General features: G+C 38.6%; 19 protein-coding genes. 7 read left to right on the forward strand and 12 right to left on the reverse strand.

Annotation, left to right across the window (positions count from 1 at the left end; genetic code table 11):
- Positions 1–82: 82 nt before the first annotated feature.
- The 7 genes from H5118_RS00150 to dnaK form a co-directional block, all read right to left on the reverse strand.
- A complete protein-coding gene (locus tag H5118_RS00150) occupies positions 83–346 on the reverse strand; it encodes a CBU_0592 family membrane protein (RefSeq protein WP_024595558.1) in 264 nt (87 codons plus the stop codon).
- Positions 347–507: 161 nt separating this feature from the next.
- On the reverse strand, positions 508–759 hold the full coding sequence (locus H5118_RS00155) for a hypothetical protein (RefSeq protein WP_024595559.1): 252 nt from the start codon (positions 757–759) through the stop codon (positions 508–510).
- A gap of 302 nt (positions 760–1,061) precedes the next feature.
- Entirely contained in the window at positions 1,062–1,430 is a 369-nt protein-coding gene (locus H5118_RS00160) for a response regulator (protein WP_024595560.1), read from the reverse strand.
- A gap of 92 nt (positions 1,431–1,522) precedes the next feature.
- Positions 1,523–1,927: a DUF1761 domain-containing protein gene (locus H5118_RS00165; protein WP_002959069.1), complete on the reverse strand. Its 405-nt coding sequence runs from the start codon at positions 1,925–1,927 to the stop codon at positions 1,523–1,525.
- Positions 1,928–2,077: 150 nt separating this feature from the next.
- Positions 2,078–2,539, reverse strand: coding sequence for a Cys-tRNA(Pro) deacylase (gene ybaK, locus H5118_RS00170; protein ID WP_182716874.1), 462 nt, complete (start codon positions 2,537–2,539; stop codon positions 2,078–2,080).
- 101 nt (positions 2,540–2,640) lie between these two features.
- The gene (gene dnaJ, locus H5118_RS00175; protein WP_002959065.1) at positions 2,641–3,780 is read right to left on the reverse strand and encodes a molecular chaperone DnaJ; all 1,140 of its coding nucleotides are present in this window, start codon (positions 3,778–3,780) and stop codon (positions 2,641–2,643) included.
- 202 nt (positions 3,781–3,982) lie between these two features.
- Positions 3,983–5,899 (reverse strand): molecular chaperone DnaK, encoded by a 1,917-nt coding sequence (dnaK, locus tag H5118_RS00180; RefSeq protein WP_182747293.1) that lies wholly within the window; start codon positions 5,897–5,899, stop codon positions 3,983–3,985.
- 241 nt (positions 5,900–6,140) lie between these two features.
- On the opposite strand from dnaK, the gene H5118_RS00185 reads away from it, so the two are divergent.
- Positions 6,141–6,956 carry a thioesterase family protein gene (locus H5118_RS00185; RefSeq protein WP_024595563.1) on the forward strand — a complete coding sequence of 272 codons (816 nt, stop codon included), beginning with the start codon at positions 6,141–6,143 and terminating at the stop codon, positions 6,954–6,956.
- Here the strand turns inward: H5118_RS00185 and H5118_RS00190 are convergent.
- Positions 6,945–7,691 carry an ABC transporter substrate-binding protein gene (locus H5118_RS00190; RefSeq protein ID WP_182747294.1) on the reverse strand — a complete coding sequence of 249 codons (747 nt, stop codon included), beginning with the start codon at positions 7,689–7,691 and terminating at the stop codon, positions 6,945–6,947. The genes H5118_RS00185 and H5118_RS00190 overlap by 12 nt on opposite strands.
- 164 nt (positions 7,692–7,855) lie before the next feature.
- On the opposite strand from H5118_RS00190, the gene H5118_RS00195 reads away from it, so the two are divergent.
- The 3 genes from H5118_RS00195 to H5118_RS00205 are packed head-to-tail and all read left to right on the forward strand — an operon-like array spanning position 7,856 to position 11,282.
- Positions 7,856–9,022: a paraquat-inducible protein A gene (locus tag H5118_RS00195; protein WP_024595565.1), complete on the forward strand. Its 1,167-nt coding sequence runs from the start codon at positions 7,856–7,858 to the stop codon at positions 9,020–9,022.
- Positions 9,019–10,674, forward strand: a complete 1,656-nt coding sequence (gene pqiB / locus H5118_RS00200; RefSeq protein ID WP_002959056.1) for an intermembrane transport protein PqiB — start codon at positions 9,019–9,021, stop codon at positions 10,672–10,674. Before H5118_RS00195 ends, pqiB begins: the two co-directional genes overlap by 4 nt.
- Entirely contained in the window at positions 10,674–11,282 is a 609-nt protein-coding gene (locus tag H5118_RS00205; RefSeq protein ID WP_024595769.1) for a PqiC family protein, read from the forward strand. The genes pqiB and H5118_RS00205 overlap by 1 nt, the downstream gene beginning before the upstream one ends.
- On the opposite strand, the gene H5118_RS00210 is transcribed toward H5118_RS00205, so the two are convergent.
- Both H5118_RS00210 and H5118_RS00215 read right to left on the reverse strand, forming a co-directional pair.
- Entirely contained in the window at positions 11,279–11,620 is a 342-nt protein-coding gene (locus H5118_RS00210) for a GNAT family N-acetyltransferase (RefSeq protein ID WP_310736084.1), read from the reverse strand. The genes H5118_RS00205 and H5118_RS00210 overlap by 4 nt on opposite strands.
- Before the next feature lie 201 nt (positions 11,621–11,821).
- Positions 11,822–12,049, reverse strand: a complete 228-nt coding sequence (locus tag H5118_RS00215) for a hypothetical protein (RefSeq protein ID WP_370626123.1) — start codon at positions 12,047–12,049, stop codon at positions 11,822–11,824.
- A gap of 323 nt (positions 12,050–12,372) precedes the next feature.
- On the opposite strand from H5118_RS00215, the gene H5118_RS00220 reads away from it, so the two are divergent.
- Positions 12,373–13,755, forward strand: a complete 1,383-nt coding sequence (locus tag H5118_RS00220; RefSeq protein WP_024604188.1) for a Na+/H+ antiporter NhaC family protein — start codon at positions 12,373–12,375, stop codon at positions 13,753–13,755.
- A 70-nt stretch (positions 13,756–13,825) separates the two neighbouring features.
- On the opposite strand, the gene H5118_RS00225 is transcribed toward H5118_RS00220, so the two are convergent.
- Entirely contained in the window at positions 13,826–16,708 is a 2,883-nt protein-coding gene (locus tag H5118_RS00225; RefSeq protein ID WP_182747295.1) for an insulinase family protein, read from the reverse strand.
- A gap of 236 nt (positions 16,709–16,944) precedes the next feature.
- Here H5118_RS00225 and H5118_RS00230 point away from each other — a divergent pair, with 236 nt between their 5' ends.
- Complete coding sequence (locus H5118_RS00230; RefSeq protein WP_024594583.1) at positions 16,945–17,361, forward strand: MAPEG family protein; 417 nt, start codon at positions 16,945–16,947, stop codon at positions 17,359–17,361.
- A gap of 67 nt (positions 17,362–17,428) precedes the next feature.
- Here H5118_RS00230 and H5118_RS00235 read toward each other — a convergent pair whose 3' ends face one another.
- Entirely contained in the window at positions 17,429–18,169 is a 741-nt protein-coding gene (locus tag H5118_RS00235) for a peptidylprolyl isomerase (protein WP_182747296.1), read from the reverse strand.
- Between the two features lie 250 nt (positions 18,170–18,419).
- Between H5118_RS00235 and H5118_RS00240 the strand changes: the two genes are divergently transcribed.
- On the forward strand, positions 18,420–18,605 hold the full coding sequence (locus H5118_RS00240; RefSeq protein WP_024594581.1) for a hypothetical protein: 186 nt from the start codon (positions 18,420–18,422) through the stop codon (positions 18,603–18,605).
- The last annotated feature ends 36 nt before the right edge of the window (positions 18,606–18,641 follow it).

Here is an 18,641-nt window from a genome sequence, read left to right on the forward strand (position 1 = left end):
TTAAATTTAGTCCTAAAAACAAAAAACACCGCAAACAGTTGTGCTTGCAGTGTTTAAGGTTTAGAACAAAATTAATACGTTATTAATTTGTAGCTAAAGCTGATCTGTTTTTTAGGTATTTGTATAAACCAATTAATGAAGCAGCTATCCAAAATATTTCTATCACAAAGCTCGCTAAATTAAAGTTATAGCAAAGGCTAATTAACAACAAAATCGCCCCTGTTAAATTCATCATATTATACGTTAGGCTAGATGGAGACGTTTTTCCTAGCTGCAGTAAGAAAAATGAACCAACTACTAAAAAAGTACCTGTCATACCTATGATGTCAAATAAGAGTGCTATCACGAAACTATCCTTTATCCATTTTTAAATAACCCAATAAACTGGCCCGTTCCATGGGGAGGGTATTTTTTCATTCATTGAAACAGCAAACCGAGCGATTCTATCAATATGGTAAATTCTAACAAGGCCATATGTCCGTATGAAGAAATTTTACTGTATCTGAATTATTTAAACGTTACTTTGCCACCAATTATTTTATAGGCAGGTGCACCACGAATAATCGCTTCTCGGGCAAAAGGCCGACTGCAGTTAGGACAAATACAGGGCTCTTGTGTAAAGTCTTGACTAATACGCTCTTTAAAACACTTAACTAATGCTCCTTTGCCTCCTTTTCGATATTTAAATAAGGAAGCTTTACAAGCAGAGCAAAAAATATCGACCGTTTTAGTTGGGCCTTTTTTATTAGGTTTTGCCATTAAGTCCTTCAGTACTATATAAAAAATTATTCTTTATGATACCAGTTTATAGCAATTCGTTTAATTAAGTGATCTATTTGAGGGTAGAAAAACGTGTTGATAGCTAGGCGAAAATTCGCTATTTAACTGTTCTAAATGAGAATTTTTTAACACAGGGAGCGACACATTTAGCCTCGCAAAATGATTAGGTATTATTGCTCATTTGTATTAGGTGGGTAAAGGTGACCACTGGGTTTTAAAATTTTTTGCGGTATGGATACTAAAGTGAGCTCATAATAATTTAATGATAATGAAAATATAACCTAATCTTTGAAAAAGAAGCGGTTTAATTGAGATGATAGTACATTCATATTAAAAGGTTTGATTATAAACCCCGATACTTTAGCTGCAATAACTTGCTTAACTTTATCTGTACTATCCTCACAGGTAACCATCAACACAGGAATATCAGCAAGGGCTCTGTCTTTTCGAATGTTTGTGAGTAAATCAACGCCATCCATTTTTGGCATATGAAGATCTGTAATAACCAAATCGAAATGCTGGTCACGTAATAAAGCCAAAGCTTGTAATCCATCTGTAGCTTCAACGATATTGCAATACTCCAACTTTCTTAGCATATTAATTAAAACATGACGCATGAGTGGCATATCATCAACTACTAATATTTTCATTAATACCGCTACCAAATCATGTAAATACGATTATATAAACCTACTCTACTCTCAGGTAAGAATCAAACCAGGCATTAACGGCTACTCAACCCTTACGGCCAAATACCTAAAATAAGCCCCATTAACGAAAACTGTAAAATACAGTAACTCCCATTAATTAAAAATAGCTTTAAAGGGCGTTGCTCAAATATATAACTTAATCCTAGTGAACTACTGATCCAAAAAAAGCCGATTACAAAGCCTGTTCCTATACACTCAACTAAGCTTGCGTCTTTACCTAAAAATAGAGACAACATTAAAGCCGCTATAAATACTAAAAAGAAGCTGCCGCCAAATATCAACTTAGGATTGGCTGATTGTAAATCAAGGTCAGTTAAGCCAATACTTTCTAGCCAAGCGTTTTTAAAGAGTGCTTTTGAGTACCATATGCCGCCAAGCATAAAAGAAGACAGTGCAGCCACCAGTATTGCAAAATAATCTACATCTAAAAGGTTCATACAAACAGCCGTATACAAAATGTGTAATACCGTTTGGTATTAAATATTAACGGTATAAAGATACTCTCAATGTAGTTACAAATAAGGTATTGAGCAAATTGCTTAACTTGAGTTAATTGCCTTTATGGAGAGTAATTTTAAAAATAAAGGCTATAAATCGCCAAATTTAGCGCTAGTTAACGCCGCTAAATTAGTTGGGGAGAGTGCGATTTCTAAACCTCGCTTTCCAGCGCTCACATAAATAGTATCAAAAAGTGAAGCACTACTATGAATAAACGTAGCTAAGCGTTTTTTTTGCCCAAGTGGACTTACTCCACCTAAAATATAACCAGTGCTAGCTTGAACTTTTTGCGGGGCAGCCATTGCTACTTTTTTGGCACCACATAATTTTGCCAACTGTTTTAAGTTAACTTGTTGCGACACAGGAGTAACAGCAACAATTAGCTGCCTTTCATGCGTTTCAAGAACGAGAGTTTTATATACTTGGGCGCTATCTAAATTTAACTTTTCAACAGCTTCAAGCCCATATTGACTATTACCTGCATCGTGATCGTAACTGAGTACTTCAAAGGGGATTTTTTGTTTTTTAAGTAATTCGATTGCTGGGGTCATACTATTGAATCGTGTTTTTTTTTAACAGTAACAAAAATAAAATTTAAAGCAAAAAAAACGACGCTAAAAAGCGCCGTTTCATTATTAATAATAATTTAAATTTACTTGGTCAAATCATCAAAAAACTTTTTAACACCGTCAAAAAAGCCTTGCTCTTTGGGACGATTTTTCGAGCTATCTGTACCCATACTTTCATCTAACTCTTGCAGTAGTTCACGTTGACGCTCGTTTAAATTAACTGGCGTTTCGATTACTACCTTACAAATTAGATCGCCTTGGGCACCACTTCGAACAGACTTAACGCCTTTGCCACGCATACGGAACATTTTGCCCGTTTGCGTTTCAGAAGGTATTTTAAGTTTTGCACGACCATCAAGTGTTGGCACCTGAATTTCGCCACCAAGACCTGCTGTTGTAAAGCTAATTGGTACTTCACAGTATAAATTATTTGCTTCACGCACAAATATTTCATGTTCGCGAACAGATACTTGCACGTACAAGTCGCCAGATGGCGCGCCGTGCATTCCGGCTTCACCTTCACCCGTTAAGCGGATACGGTCTCCAGTATCAACGCCAGCTGGAATTTTAACTGAAAGCGTTTTAGTTTTTTCTACGCGGCCTTGACCATGACATTTGTTACAAGGGTCTGAAATAATCTGACCTTGTCCCTGACACGTTGGACACGTTTGCTGAACAGCAAAGAAACCTTGGCGCATTTGTACTTGGCCAGCACCATGACACGTAGTACATGTTTTAGGCTTAGAACCTGCTTTAGCACCACTGCCATCACATGGCTCACAACCCACCCATGTTGGTACTTTAATTTCAACTTCTTTACCACGAACCGCTTCTTCTAAGCTCAAGTCCATGTTGTAACGTAAGTCAGAACCACGTTGTTGACGAGATTGACGTCGACCACCGCCGCCACCAAAAATATCGCCAAATACGTCACCAAATACATCACCAAAATCGCCATGACCGCCACCAAAGCCGCCATGACCACCGCCACCGCCCTGTTCAAATGCCGCGTGACCATGTTGGTCATACATTTGGCGTTTTTGAGGATCAGTTAAAATCTCGTAAGCTTCTTTAACTTCTTTAAATTTAGTTTCAAGCTCTTTATCGCCTGCGGTACGATCTGGATGATATTTCATCGCTAAGCGTTTATACGCTTTTTTTATGTCTCGCTCACTCGCATCTTTGCTTACGCCGAGGGCTTCGTAATAATCGCGTTTTGACATATCTATCACACTACTCTTTTCTGTTTGCAGCGTGAGCTGCTGGATAAACCGATAAATCGCATCGATTTATCATTGAATTTTCAAACCTTAAATACATGCAAAAGGCGCGACAAGCTATTGCTCGCGCGCCTCAATTGTTCATCCTAACCTAAACACTCGATTGAGTTAAGTGTTTTTGGCTAGCGAGAAGCGTTAGCAACAATTACTTGTCGTCTTTCACTTCTTCGAACTCTGCATCAACAACGTCGTCGTCTTGCTTAGCTGATTGCTGTTGCTCGCCTGCATCTGCTGAACCTTGCTGTGCTTTCGCTTGTGCAATTTCCATTAGTTTTTGAGACTTTTCAGCAAGAGCTTGAGTTTTAGCTTCAATCTCTTCTTTGTTGTCGCTCTTAATAGCAGCTTCTAAATCTACAACAGCCGCTTCAATCGCTTCTTTGTCTTCGCTTGGTAATGCATCGCCAGCTTCTTCAATTTGCTTACGAGTACCGTGTACTAGAGCATCAGCTTGGTTACGAGCAGCTACAAGTTCTTCAAACTTTTTGTCTTCTTCAGCATGTGCTTCTGCATCACGAACCATTTTTTCAACTTCTTCATCGCTTAGGCCTGAAGATGCTTGAATTGTGATTTTTTGCTCTTTACCTGTATCTTTATCTTTTGCAGATACATGTAAGATACCATCGGCATCAACATCGAATGTTACTTCGATTTGCGGTGTACCACGTTGTGCTGGGCGAATACCTTCTAGGTTAAATTGACCTAGAGATTTATTGTCGCTTGAACGTTTACGCTCACCTTGTAACACGTGAATTGTTACAGCAGATTGGTTATCTTCAGCTGTTGAGAATGTTTGCGATTTCTTAGTAGGAATCGTCGTGTTTTTCTCAATTAATGCTGTCATTACTGAACCCATTGTCTCAATACCAAGAGATAATGGAGAAACGTCTAGTAATAGTACATCTTTGACGTCACCAGCAAGTACACCACCTTGAATCGCTGCGCCTACTGCAACTGCTTCATCAGGGTTTACGTCTTTACGTGGTTCTTTACCGAAGAAATCAGCAACTGTTTTTTGTACTAAAGGCATACGTGTTTGGCCACCAACAAGAATAATATCGTTGATGTCGCTTACTGATAAATCAGCATCAGCAAGTGCACGTTTAAGTGGCTCTAGAGATTTAGTTACTAAATCTTCAACTAGTGATTCAAGCTTAGCACGTGTTAGTTTCACGTTCATGTGCTTAGGACCAGATGCATCAGCAGTTACATACGGAAGGTTTACTTCAGTTGATTGTGCAGATGACAGTTCAATTTTTGCTTTTTCAGCAGCTTCTTTAACACGTTGCATTGCAAGAGGATCAGTTTTTAAGTCTAAACCTTGATCTTTCTTGAATTCAGCTACTAAGTAGTTGATTACACGGTTATCGAAATCTTCACCACCTAAGTGAGTATCACCGTTTGTAGCAAGTACTTCAAAAGTGTGCTCGCCTTCAACTTCATCAATTTCAATGATTGATAAATCGAAAGTACCGCCACCTAAGTCATATACTGCAACGATGTTTTCGCCACGGTTTTTATCCATACCGTAAGCAAGTGCCGCAGCAGTTGGCTCATTGATAATACGTTTAACTTCAAGACCCGCAATACGGCCAGCATCTTTCGTTGCTTGACGTTGTGAATCGTTAAAGTATGCAGGTACTGTGATTACAGCTTCAGTTACTTCTTCACCTAAGAAGTCCTCTGCCGTTTTCTTCATTTTTTTCAGTACTTCAGCAGAAATTTGTGGTGCAGCGCGTTTTTCGCCACCCGCTTCTACCCATGCATCGCCGTTATCAGCTTTGATGATTTTAAACGGCATAATGCCGATATCGCGTTGTACTTCTTCGTCTTCAAAACGACGACCAATTAAACGCTTGATTGCAAATAATGTGTTTGTCGGGTTAGTAACCGCTTGACGCTTAGCAGATTGACCTACTAATGTTTCGCCGTCTTGCGTGTAAGCAATAATAGACGGGGTTGTGCGATCGCCTTCCGCGTTTTCAATAACACGTGCTTTGCCACCATCAAGTACTGCAACACAAGAGTTTGTAGTACCTAAATCGATTCCAATAATTTTACCCATGAAACTTCTCCAACTTCAATATTCGTTAATACGTTCGATGACATAGTAAATAGGGATGCGCCAAACTTATTTCAACTGTAAAAATGAAAAAAAATCCATTTTTTGTGATTTATTTACAAAATAACCCTAATAATTGTAAGGAATGGTGATTTTTGCACCGCCAGAGACGTTTTTAATTACTGGTCTGACTAGTTTGGTTGTGTTATAAATTTATTAAATCGCACTATAAAAGGACATCTTCATGCATTTTGAACAATTACTTCTCCAAGCTGCAAAAATTGGAAGTTCAGACAATACCGAACAATTAACTAGCACAATGCAATTTCCAGAAAACTGGTGCCAAGGCAGAACTGCTTTTGGTGGGCTCTCAGCCGCACTGTTGTATCAAGCTATCAGAGGAAAAGTATCCAATGATCGTCGCCTACTCTCACTCAGTACAAATTTTGTAGGGCCATTACTAGCTGATACTCCTTTTTCGTTATCGGTAGAAATATTACGACAAGGTAAAAGCAGCACACAGGTACTCGCCAAAGCCATTCAAAATGAACAAGTGTGTGTAATTGTACAAGCGTGTTTTGCTAAAAGTAGAGAGTCGGGTGTAAATGTGCCTGTTTCAAAGTCTTTAGGGTTAAAACCGGTAGACGAGCGCCATACTCTACCTTTTATTAAAGGCCAGATGCCTGAATTTTTTCAACATGTTGATTTATGCCCTCAACAAGGTGCCATGCCATTTAGCAGCGCAGAAACGTCTCACTTAGGGGGATGGATGCGCTTTAAACATACGCCCGAACAAATAACTGAAGCGCATGTAATTGCATTAACAGATGCATGGCCACCTACGTTATTACAAATGTTTAAACAACCCGCTCCAGCTAGTAGCATGTCATGGTATTTAGAGTTTGTACAAGAGCCAAACTTATCACCTGGCGAATGGCTTGGCTTTGAAGCAATCACTCATCATTCAAAAGATGGCTATGGTTTAGAAGATGGCTGTATATGGTCACAATCCGGTGAGCTAATAGCGCTTACACGTCAAACAGTGGCGTTATTTGATTGATGAATGGGTTTGGCCTTCATCAACAATTCTTTTATAAGTACCGTTTTGCTTGATGAGCGCCAAACCTATATCAAACTCAGTAGCTAAAGAGAGGTTATTAAAATAAGCAGGTCGCTCTGCTTTTGGAAATAAAGTGTAAATTTGCACAGCTTCGGGTGATTTATGTTGATTGTAGTAATAGTAAAAAATACGCTTATCTAACACAATTACATCCACCCAACCTTTTAACAGCTTATCTACCTGCGCCTTTTGATTAATAACCTCTTGATATGAGCTAAAGTGTTTAACATTACTTTTAAATATAGAAGGCAGATATGCAGTTGCATTTTGAAAAGCAAGGACGTTTTTATTAAACATGCCTTCTATTTCATCAATATTATATTTATTTCGCTTGAGTGTGATGGCTACATTTTCATAACTAAGTACCGGTTTACTTGGGTAAATACATGGACTACTTCCTCCTGCATAATTTAAAAGTATATCTACTCCTTTATTATGCAATTGATGCTCAGCGCGTTTATTCGACATATCTTGCACATTAATATTGGCAAATCCATTAGCCTTTAACGCGGCTTTGATTAAACCTAGGTGTATACCCGAGTCTGTTTTTTCAAAAACATAGGGCGGAATTGATGCGCTCGCGGCGATAATTACTTCTCGCTCTTTATTAATAGCCACAGCATTTTGCGAACAAATAAAGAGCCACATTAGTATGCAGTACAAATAATATTTCACACGCTTCCTTTATATAACGTGCAGCTTGATGGCAGAACGCGTTGTATTAATGTATTAAATATAGCAAAATTGAAGAAATATTCTTCTTGCTTGGTATTAAATTGCAAACTGTCTGCCCCTGCTGCGATCTGATCATAGATATACCTCGCATAATCGCAAAACAAATGGCGATATGCCCACATTGTCACCATAAACTTTGCGAAGCCGATGTTAATCACGACAGTCGCATAGTTGCACTAAGCTTTAGCGCACTATTAATGTTGCTCAGCAGTATGTTTTACCCTTTTATTTCATTTAGTAGTAGCGGTATAACTCAAACTATTACACTGCCCGACGCGGCTCGAATTTTGTTTAATTATGATAGTGAGCTACTTGGCTTATTTATTGATTTGAGCATTATTGCCCTGCCCATGGGTTTGCTTGTTATTTTAATTCCTTTGCATCTTGGGCTTTTAAAAGCATTACCAGAGAGCATTGCAAGGCGACTACTAAAGTTCACTTTGGCGTTAGAGCCTTGGATTATGTCGGAAATATTTTTAATTGGCGTACTTGTTAGTATGGTTAAAATCATGTCGCTGGCTGATATTAGCTTCGGCACGAGTTTTTGGGCTTATGTGGGGTTTGTTATTTTATACATAGCTGCACTTGTTCACTTAAATCGCCCACGCTTATGGGCTCAAATAAAGCCTGTAAAAGTACTCGAAGGCGCAGAGCATGCTAAACGTGCAATAGATGAAAATATTAAAGCCTGCCATGTGTGCCATCAACTATGTACCGGTAATATTTGCCAGCGTTGCCATACAAAAACACACGTTAGAAATCCTTATAGCGTACAAAAAGCAGCAGCTTGGCTAATTACTTCTGTTGTTTGTTATATTCCAGCAAATGTTTTACCTATTATGCACACCACTAGCCTTGGGGATGAATCCCCTTCGACTTTAATTGGTGGTGTTATTACTCTTTGGAAAAGTGGCTCCTACCCTATTGCCGCTATTATATTTTTAGCCAGCGTTGTGGTGCCACTTGCTAAAGCTTTTGTATTGAGCTTTCTATGCTTTATGGTTACAAGGCCTGCCAATAAACATACAAAAAGTTACACCCGAATTTATCAACTGACTGAGTTTATTGGTAAATGGTCGATGATAGATGTATTCGTGGTTGCTATTTTAGTGGCCTTAGTTCAACTGGGTAATTTAATGTCAGTAACGCCAGGATTAGGCATTGTATTTTTTACAGTTATGGTAATATGCCAAATGATGGCTGCCCATGCCTTTGACCCACGCTTATTGTGGGATTCCCCTAAAAACAAAAAATCAGAGAACAAAGCATGACCGAAACCGCCGAAATAACAAAAGAACCGAAAATTTCCGCTATCTGGATCATTCCGGCAATTGCGCTGTTAGTGGGCATGTGGATGCTATACCAATACCAAGCTAATAAAGGCCCTACTATTTTTATCGAAATGCCACAAGCAGAAGGTATTATTGCAGGTAAGACTGAAATAAAAGTGCGCAGTGTAAAAATAGGTCAAATTGATCATGTTCGGCTATCCGACACGCAAGACAGCGTAATTGCTCGCGCGCAAATAGATAAAAATTACAACGAGCTACTGACTGACGATGCCAAAATTTGGGTCGTAAAACCACGCATTGATGAAACAGGTATTAGCGGGATGAGTACGTTATTGTCTGGTGTATATTTAGAGTTTTCACCCGGTGAAAGTAAAGAACTAAAAGAGCGTTTTAAGTTACAAGATGAACCCGCCCTCATTGGTAAAGATGTGAAAGGTGGTCGTTTTAAATTAATGAGTTACAACGCTGAAGTACTTGATGTAAGCACCGGTATATTCTTCAAAAATTATAAAATAGGGCAAATAGAAACCGCCACTTTTGATTGGGAAAACCAAGCAATGAAGTATGGCGTATTTATTAAAGCCCCTTATCAAAATCTGATCACCATGAACTCAATATTTTGGGTGAACGCAGGAATTGAAATTGACCTATCTGCCGATGGTATCAATATTAATACGGGCTCTTTGAGTAAACTATTAAAAGGCGGTATTTCGGTTGGTTTACCTGAACAACAGGCCCCGGGTGAAATAGCACAAGATGGGCATAGCTTTTCATTAAGCCAAAGCTATAAAGAGGCGTTAGAAGAGCGCTTTTATGATTTTGATTACTACCTAATTGAATTTGAACAGTCAGTTCGAGGACTACGCACAGGTGCACCTGTCGAATACAGAGGTATGCGTGTAGGTACTGTTGTTGAAACCCCTGCCAATGTAATTATTGACGGTAAACCTGCCCACTTTAGAAACCATAATACGGCGGTTCCAGTGCTTATAAAAGTAGAATACGGACGCTTGTATCATGACAGTGCTTCAGCAAAAGAGTATTGGCAAGGCAGTTTAAAGGGCTGGATTGAAAGTGGTATGCGCGCCTCATTAAAGCCCGGTAATTTATTAACGGGTGCTGTGTATGTAGATTTTGATATATACCCCGACGCGCCAGAAGCGCACCTAGGTAAACTTGTGCAGTATGATGTTTTTCCGAGTATTTCAAGCGGTATAACTGTATTAGCAGATCAAGTTTCTGACGTACTTAATAAGGTAAATAACTTAAAAGTTGAAGATAGCTTGGCACAAATGCAAGCTACATTTACCGATTACCGAGCGCTTGCTAATGAAATGCGAGAGCTGCTAAGCCAAAAAGATACACAAAACTTACCTGGCGACTTTAACCGTAATTTCGAAAAGATGACAAAAAGCATGGAGCAGTTTGAAGTCACTATGCGCCAATTTGATAAAACCATGGCCAGTTACCAAGCCGGTTCTGAACTTCATCATCAAATACAGCAAACATTAAAAGAGTTTAAACGTTTAAGTGAGGGCCTACAGCCTCTAACTCGCGGATTAAACGAGCAACCTAATATGCTAATTTTTGATAAATCATTACCAGCAGATCCAAAACCAAGGAAGCAATAATGAAATCGTTATTTTTAACTGCAAGTTTATTATTACTATTGGCAGGTTGTAGTTCATCAATACAAACTGCGACACAGTATTACCAGTTTGAGCAGCCTATAGGTGCATCGTCTCGAAACGTTGCAGATACAGATGCGCAACTAAGAATACAAACTGTTGTACTTAGAGGCGCTTTAAATAATTTGGGCATTGCTATGAAAATAGATAGCAACCAAATTCATGCTGCAAATTATAACCTGTGGGGCGAATCGCCGGATGTAATGCTTACTGCAACAGCCCAGCAAACACTTTTTAATGCTATGCCCAACTGGATGGTAATAAAAGGCTTACCGGTCATTACTGAACTTGATCAACAAACGTTTTATGAGCTTGAATACGAAATTCACCACTTTAATGGCGATATGCAAGGTAACGCTGATATTTCTGGGCTTTGGCGTTTATATTACACACACCCTGAAACAGGCCGACGCCTTATAAGTATTAATAATTTTTCGCAATTGGTCCCTATTGATGATGATGGCTATGACGGTTTAGTTTCAACACTTGAAGCAACATGGCTAAATATAAACCTAAATGTTGCAAAACAAATAGAACAAGCAAGACTTTAATCGTTAAGTGACAATATAATCACGGCGGTTTTGTCATCATTGATAACCGCCTTGCCCTCTATTTTAAAACCCAATTTTAACAACACATTCTGCGATGCCCTATTATCTGGTGATGTTATTGCACACAGTTTTGTAATTCCAAATTCATGCTTATGTTGCAAAAGTGCGCTGGCCGCTTCAAAAACATAACCCTTTTTTTCAAAACCGCTTACAAGTGCAAAACCTAAATCAGGTTGCAGTAACGCGGCGCGTTTATAAAACCCAACAACGCCAACCACTACAGCATTATGCAAAGTAATAATGTAAGGCCCAAAGCCTTGGCGTACATGAGAAGCAATAAATGACTAGGGCCTGTTGACCTTTCAGGATTAAAATTTGTTCAATCTAGGGGCGATTTAATCGCGGCGTGAGGTTTATAACCTAGTGGGCTAAGTAAAAACCGAGCAACAAAGAGTTAATTGCCCCTAGGTAGAACCCTTCGGGCAGCGCATGTTTGGCATTTATGCTGTGTTATCGCCTATTTATGGGGAATAACCACACTACATAGGCTCTGCCTTGCCTAAATACCAAACATACTGCTGCAAATTTAACCTCGAAAGATAAACAGGCCCTATAATGTACGACTTGGCATCATCAAGGGTATAGATTGCTTTATCACCAATATGCTCTATGAAACTCGCCTGATTAACTAGCTTAAGTAAAATAGCTGCATCAAGCTCATTTGCATGGCGCAACAACAGTCGATTTGTTTTAAATACAGCGTTCAATGTAAGCTCCTTTAAAAAACTTTGTTTTGCATGTAACTTTTTGTTGACTGAAATTAAAAAGCAGATTATTTTTGCGCCGATGTTTTTACAGGCACAACAATAGCGGTTTGCACTCCTTGCACCGTCTGGCGCCAAAGCCAACGCGTTTCACTTAAGCTGCTATTTAACATAACTGTTTATGTGTCCCTCCCTCGCGTACAAAAGCAGTGACTTGGAAGATGATTTTACAACAAACTTATCATCTTCTTTGTTTTTGTATAAGCAGTTTAAAAATTAATACTATTGTAATTTTTATACATGCTTTTAATTTTGTGAATACTTAAATGCTTGAACCTTCTGCGTTAAGTTTACTGCCACCTTTGGTGGTAGTTGTATTGGCTGTTGTATTACGCCGCCCTATTTTATCTTTACTTATTGGTGCTTTAGTTGGTTTAGTTATCGCCGATCCTGCACAGGTACTTACTAACTTTGCGAGTACATCGCTAAAAGTGATGACAGACGAAACCATCGGCTGGCTAATACTTGTATGTGGTGGCTTTGGTGCTTTAATCGCGCTATTAGTGCGCACAGGTGGCGCATCGGCTTTTGGCAAGTTAGCCCTTAAATACACTAAAGGTAAGCGTTCATCTTTGTTTATGACCTTTTGTTTGGGTGTAGTTATTTTTATTGATGACTACTTAAATGCGCTTACCGTGGGTGAAACCATGAAACGCATTACCGATAAATTTAAAGTGAGCCGTGAGATGCTTGCCTATGTTGTAGACTCTACTGCTGCACCAATTTGTGTACTTGTCCCTTTATCTACCTGGGCGGTTTTTTTTGGAGGCTTACTCGTAGATAACGGTATTGCTGAAGAAGGCAAAGGGATTGCAGTTTATATCCAAGCCATACCGTATATGTTTTATGCGTGGTTTGCAGTGCTTGTTGTTTTACTTGTTGTGCTGGGTATTATTCCTGCGATTGGTCCAATGAAAAAAGCAGAGCAAATGGCACAAATTGAGCAAGCTCAAGTCGACCCTGCTCAATACAATGACGTTCAAACAGCGGATGAATATGCGGTAAAAGCCGTAGAAGAAAACTTTGAAGATGCTGATCCTAAAGGTAAATTACGTAACTTTTTGGTGCCGATTATTTTACTGGTTGCATTTACTGTTTACTTTGAAATAGACGTATACAAAGGCTTATTAGCAACAATGGCGGTCACTCTCCCGTTTTATGCTCTACAAAAATTAATGAGTGTAAGTGAAATGATTGAACGCATGCTTGATGGCTTTAAAAGTATGATCCCCGCGATTGGTACTGTTATAGCTGCGTTTATATTTAAAGATGTATGCGACTTAATTGGTTTGCCTCAGTTTGTTATTGGCAGCTTAAGCCCTTATATGACCGCGGCATACTTACCAGCCGTGGTATTTATTTCAATGGCTATTTTAGCGTTTGCAACTGGGTCTAGCTGGGGTATTTTTGCTGTATCAATTCCCATTGTTATGCCACTGGCAAATGCGGTTGATGCAAACATACCACTGGTCATTGGTGCGCTATTATCGGCTTCCTCTTTTGGTAGCCAAGCGTGTTTTTACTCAGATTCAACGGTGCTCGCAGCGCAAGGCTCTGGTTGTAATTTAATGAGCCATGCCGTTACACAATTGCCTTACACGCTAATTGCTGCGGCATTAGCTGTTATAGGCTTTTTGATAATGGCATAAATTAGCTGAATAAATAAAAACCCCAATGTAGTAATACATTGGGGTTTATTTTTAGCTACATAAATAAAGCTTATTTTTGTAATTTAATACCATTGTAATAGGCATCAAGCGTTGTGATTTTAGTTTGATTTGGTAAATCGGCAAAGTCACTTTCTATAAACTTAGTCCCGCGTAATTGCACATTTAAACGTGCAGCATTAGGATTAAGCATTGTTTGCTTATAGTAGTCTTTTATATCTGCAAGCGTTACTTTTTCAACTTCATCAATCAGCTTTTGCTTAGAATCAAAGGTAAAGTTTTCACGGTACCAATCGTTTATAAGTGGGCTCATTTCGTCACTTAAGTTTTTAGGCTGCTCTTTAAGTGATACAAGGGTAGAGTTTTTCAGCTGCTCAAAAGTCTCTTCGCTCATGTTATCAATTTCAACTGCGTACTCTTTTTTAAATTTATCAAAACGAGCTTGTATTTCTTTTGGTCCTTTAACCGGTGTTTGAATATACAAACCAATTGCTGAGTAATCCTCGATTGGGCGAGCTAACGCACCTACTGCGTATGCAAGTTGCTCCTCAGTACGCATTTTATCAAACGCAACTGTTCTAAAATGGCTTTGTAATACAGCTGCTTCTGCTTTTTGTTTGTAACCCGCAACAGGATGAACGGTCATATCAACCACCGCTACATCGGCTACATCAATATCTTTTTGCAGTACCAGTGTTTCGCCCGGTTGTGGCAACCACGCTTTGCTTCGTGCAAATTCACTGCGCTTATGATTACTTGGTAATGTTGCACTTAACTCTTGTGCAATCGCGTCTATATCTTGCTGATCGTAGTTACCGTAACTAAATACACGTAAATCGTTTTGTGCAAACGTAGCTGTTTTTAATTGTGCTAAGTCGGCAACACTCAGTGAGTCAGCGGCTTTAATAAGCGCATCTGTATCAAAGCCACCTGTACGCGTTAGTTTTGAATACTCGCCAAATGCTTGTGCATACGGAAACTGCTTTTGTTGGTTTAGTAAATTACGTTTAAAACGATCTACCGCTTGGCTAAATGCTTGTGCTGTTTCATCGACTTTTAATCCGGTTAAAGCTTGTTTAAGCAATACATCTTGCTTATCTGTAAAACCACTCATAGATAAAACAAGACCATTACTCGGTGCTAAGCTTACGCTCATACCGGCGATTGCTGCTTCGGTACTTAACTGACTTTGTTGAATATTATATAAATCAGCCCAAACAGAATAAAGGACTTCTGCTTTGATATCGTTCAAACCTGGTTGAGTATTTATATAAACTTCAACAAGCCCTTTTGGCTGCTCTGCAAATTTTTGACTTGCTTGGCGCCATACTTTTACACCATTTTTATCGTAAGCAAGCTCTGGGTGTTTTTGCTCTTTAAATGCTTGCGTTTTTATTGCAAAATTTTCAGGCAATAAATTGTTTACAGTCGGTAGTGCTAACTTAAATTCGCTTGGTTTTTTCCAGCTGGCAATTTCATCATCGCTAATATCACTGATGCGGTATTTACCGTCGTAAAAGTGTAGTTGTGAGTCTGTCTCTTCTTGCTGCGATACATACCAAATACGAAGGGTGTCGGCATTTAACTGCTCAAGTACATTGTTTACAGCGTCAGCGTCAAACTTTGCAAAATAATAAGGTGCATTAATAGCGTGATTTAACGGATAGTCTTGCATACTTTGTGTAAGTGAGCTTACATAATTAAATTCATCACCTTTTTCTAAAAACTTAAATTGGTTATTAAGGGAAGTACGAATTTCGTTGAAGTACTTGCTATCAACACCTTCTTTTTTAATTAGGTCGATGTACTGCATGATAGTTGCAACTATTTCATCACGATTTTTCATGCCTTCATCGGTAAGCTCTACATTTACATTTAACGAACCGTAGTTGCCATATTGATTTGGTGCAGCTGAAGCAGAAAGCTGAGACACCCACCCTTTATCACGAAGAAGTTGCGCTGGGCTGCCCGGCATTTCATTACTTAGTAAATACGCTACAAATCGATTTGGTTTAAGTGCAAATTCGCTATTATTATTAGCAATGGTGAAATCAAGTTGCAGCTGTTTTACATCTTCATTTGGTGCATAAAACACGCGTTTTCCGCCAGCGTTATCAAAATCAAGTTTTGCAGTCACTGTTGGTTTTTCGATATTTTTATTTTTTATGTCAGCAAAGTATTTTTGCGCTTTTTGCTCCATTTCAGCAATAGGTAAATTAGAAATAAGCGCAACTTTCATAATATTTGAAGAGTAGTATTTATTATAAAAATCAACCGTTTCTTTATGAAGTGAACTGTTTTCTTTATCGCCAAGGGTTTCTAGGTTACCAATTAAAAAGCGATTAGCCGGGTGATCGCCCATCATTTTACGCGCGAGTTTAAATTGTCCAAAAAAGTCCATTTCACGGCGCATTGACCACTCTGCGTTTACTGCATTTTTTTCTTTATCTGTGTATTCTGGGTATAACTTAGGCGCTTTGAAAAAGTCAGCAAAACGGTCTAGCCCTTCATCAAACGCGTCGTTATTAATTTTAAACATGTAATTAGTAATATCGAGCCACGTGTAAGCATTGTGCGCGCCACCATTTTTGGTCATAAAATCAGAATACCCTTTTGTGTCTGGGTAGCGATCTGTGCCTAAAAACAGCATGTGCTCTAAATAATGCGCCATACCTTGCTGCGACATCGGGTCGTGCAGTAAACCAACACCAACGCTTAGTGCCGCTGCTGATTTTTCAGCACCTGGATCTGACACTAAAATTACTTCAATGTCGTTTGCCAGCTTAAGTGTTTTATATTCGCGGTTATCGTTAGGACTTACGACTAACGTATCTGATAGTAAAGAGGCCTGAGGCGCCACTGAAACCGAAGCCGTATTTGAACAACCACTTAAAACTGCAAGTGCGATGGCACTAAAACCAATAATCTTTTTCATTTTTGTTTTCCATTAAAAAGTATTGCGCAAAATAGCGTGCGCCAATTCAAAGCAATATAGTTAAGCTAAACTAACATTTTCAATTAATAACTTTCTACAAAATAACGCTATTTTGTGTAACACATTGTGAAAAATGTCTTCATAATTGGATATTAGTTGGGAGTCTGCCAACCTTGCGAGACTAAAAATCATTCAATATCAAAAAATACGCAAATTCTAAATAATAAGGAAAAACAATGGAAAAAATCATCATACTTGCCATGTTTGCACAAGTTACGCTTTCACTGGTTGTCATGCTCATTATGGGTAAAAGGCGCTTTGCCGCAGCTAAAAATAAACAACTAGATTTAAGTGATTTTAAAACAATGCAGTTAGATAAGGCTGGCGACACTATTAGGGTGGCAGATAGAAACTTTTCAAATCAGTTTGAAATACCAGTGCTTTTTTACGCGGGGTGTTTACTTGCACTGCAACTAAATAGCGCCAGTACACTTGTGGCAATACTGGCCTGTTTATTTGTAGCAACACGTATTGTGCATAGCGTTATTCATTTAGGTGAAAACAACGTACGCGCACGTTTTAAAGTGTTTTTACTGGGTTGTGTTTGTGTGTTTTCAATTTGGCTAGCAATGGTTTGGCGAGTACTATTTTAAATAGCAAAGTTTAATAATAGTAATGTGGACGGCTGGTTTAGGCCATCCACATTAACGTTAATTTTAATTATTTAGCACGTTTTAAACGAGGTACCGCAAGTAAAAAAGCACCTAAAAGCCAAATTAACCCGCCGCCAGAACTGCTGCTAGAATCTGTTGATGTGTCAGAATCAATTAACGTATTTTCAGTAACAGTAAGGCCTACGGCTGAATTAGGATCATCATCCATAACAGTTACACTTTGAATAGTTACCAAATTAGCACTACTAATTGCTACATCACTGCTTGAGCATTGCTCAGTGGTAATACCAACCACCGGTGTATCACCACAATGCACTAAAGCAGCAATTTTATCTAAGGTTGATTGGCTTGCTGCAGTAATTTGTCCAAACACAGTAAAGCCACCATTTTGCGTATCAAGTGCTGCACTATTGTCTGTAATATTAAAAAACCACTGACTTGTTGCGCTATTAGCATCACCCGATAATTTAGCCATCGCAATGGTGCCCTTAACATTAGAAAAAACGGGCTCATTTTCTACAGCAGGCTTTGTAGTAATCGCATCTAGCGAATCAGAAAATGTAAATCCACCACCTTGAATAACAAAGTTACTAACAGAGCGGTGAATTACTGTTTCGTTATATGAATCGTCTTGAACGTAACTTAAAAAATTTGCGACTGTTTTGGGGGTTTGTTGATCAAACAAGTTAATCTCTATGACACCTTGGCTCGTGTTCATTTCAACTATAGTAGCGGTGCTTGTAAAACTTGCTGCAGCAAATGCTGAGCCAAGTAAAAGTTTTTTCATGTTTTATTCCTGTTGTTATATTTTTTAAATAATTAGTTAATGCGTTAACACATTAATGCCATCGGCGACTAAAATCGATTCTAAAGTGTGAGTTGATACAATTAAGACCGTGTTGATAACAAATTAATTACATATGCCATTATTTATATTCTTTTTTGCTATATAAATCTAACTATTTAAAATTAAATCATCTTAAAAGTGTGGTCACTTATTTGTTACCTTAAAAAAACACAAACAACAGGATCTAACAATGCCACACACTAAACAAACAATTTGCGACTTTGGTTTACACAAAGGTGAACCATACACAAAACTACCGGCGAGCTTTTTAACGTGGATGGTAGGTATAAACCATACTAAGCGGGAATATGCGGATGCAGAGTTAAAGCGTCGCGAAAGTGCCGCCACAAATCGATTAACTGTACCTTCTAAATAAAATGTCAATAAGTACGTTTTTTTAGCATAAAACTAG

Origin of the sequence: Pseudoalteromonas sp. SR41-1 (assembly GCF_014164015.1) — a bacterium.
Taxonomy (GTDB): domain Bacteria; phylum Pseudomonadota; class Gammaproteobacteria; order Enterobacterales; family Alteromonadaceae; genus Pseudoalteromonas; species Pseudoalteromonas distincta.

What these genes read in the sequence shown, in the direction of transcription:
- H5118_RS00155 (WP_024595559.1), bottom strand. Translation starts at nt 759, where the DNA reads ATGGCAAAACCTAATAAAAAAGGCCCAACTAAAACGGTCGATATTTTT.
- H5118_RS00240 (WP_024594581.1), top strand. Translation starts at nt 18,420, where the DNA reads ATGCCACACACTAAACAAACAATTTGCGACTTTGGTTTACACAAAGGT.
- H5118_RS00195 (WP_024595565.1), top strand. Translation starts at nt 7,856, where the DNA reads ATGGCGATATGCCCACATTGTCACCATAAACTTTGCGAAGCCGATGTT.
- H5118_RS00230 (WP_024594583.1), top strand. Translation starts at nt 16,945, where the DNA reads ATGGAAAAAATCATCATACTTGCCATGTTTGCACAAGTTACGCTTTCA.
- H5118_RS00235 (WP_182747296.1), bottom strand. Translation starts at nt 18,169, where the DNA reads ATGAAAAAACTTTTACTTGGCTCAGCATTTGCTGCAGCAAGTTTTACA.
- dnaJ (WP_002959065.1), bottom strand. Translation starts at nt 3,780, where the DNA reads ATGTCAAAACGCGATTATTACGAAGCCCTCGGCGTAAGCAAAGATGCG.
- H5118_RS00160 (WP_024595560.1), bottom strand. Translation starts at nt 1,430, where the DNA reads ATGAAAATATTAGTAGTTGATGATATGCCACTCATGCGTCATGTTTTA.
- ybaK (WP_182716874.1), bottom strand. Translation starts at nt 2,539, where the DNA reads ATGACCCCAGCAATCGAATTACTTAAAAAACAAAAAATCCCCTTTGAA.
- H5118_RS00220 (WP_024604188.1), top strand. Translation starts at nt 12,373, where the DNA reads ATGCTTGAACCTTCTGCGTTAAGTTTACTGCCACCTTTGGTGGTAGTT.
- H5118_RS00185 (WP_024595563.1), top strand. Translation starts at nt 6,141, where the DNA reads ATGCATTTTGAACAATTACTTCTCCAAGCTGCAAAAATTGGAAGTTCA.
- H5118_RS00225 (WP_182747295.1), bottom strand. Translation starts at nt 16,708, where the DNA reads ATGAAAAAGATTATTGGTTTTAGTGCCATCGCACTTGCAGTTTTAAGT.
- dnaK (WP_182747293.1), bottom strand. Translation starts at nt 5,899, where the DNA reads ATGGGTAAAATTATTGGAATCGATTTAGGTACTACAAACTCTTGTGTT.
- pqiB (WP_002959056.1), top strand. Translation starts at nt 9,019, where the DNA reads ATGACCGAAACCGCCGAAATAACAAAAGAACCGAAAATTTCCGCTATC.
- H5118_RS00205 (WP_024595769.1), top strand. Translation starts at nt 10,674, where the DNA reads ATGAAATCGTTATTTTTAACTGCAAGTTTATTATTACTATTGGCAGGT.
- H5118_RS00165 (WP_002959069.1), bottom strand. Translation starts at nt 1,927, where the DNA reads ATGAACCTTTTAGATGTAGATTATTTTGCAATACTGGTGGCTGCACTG.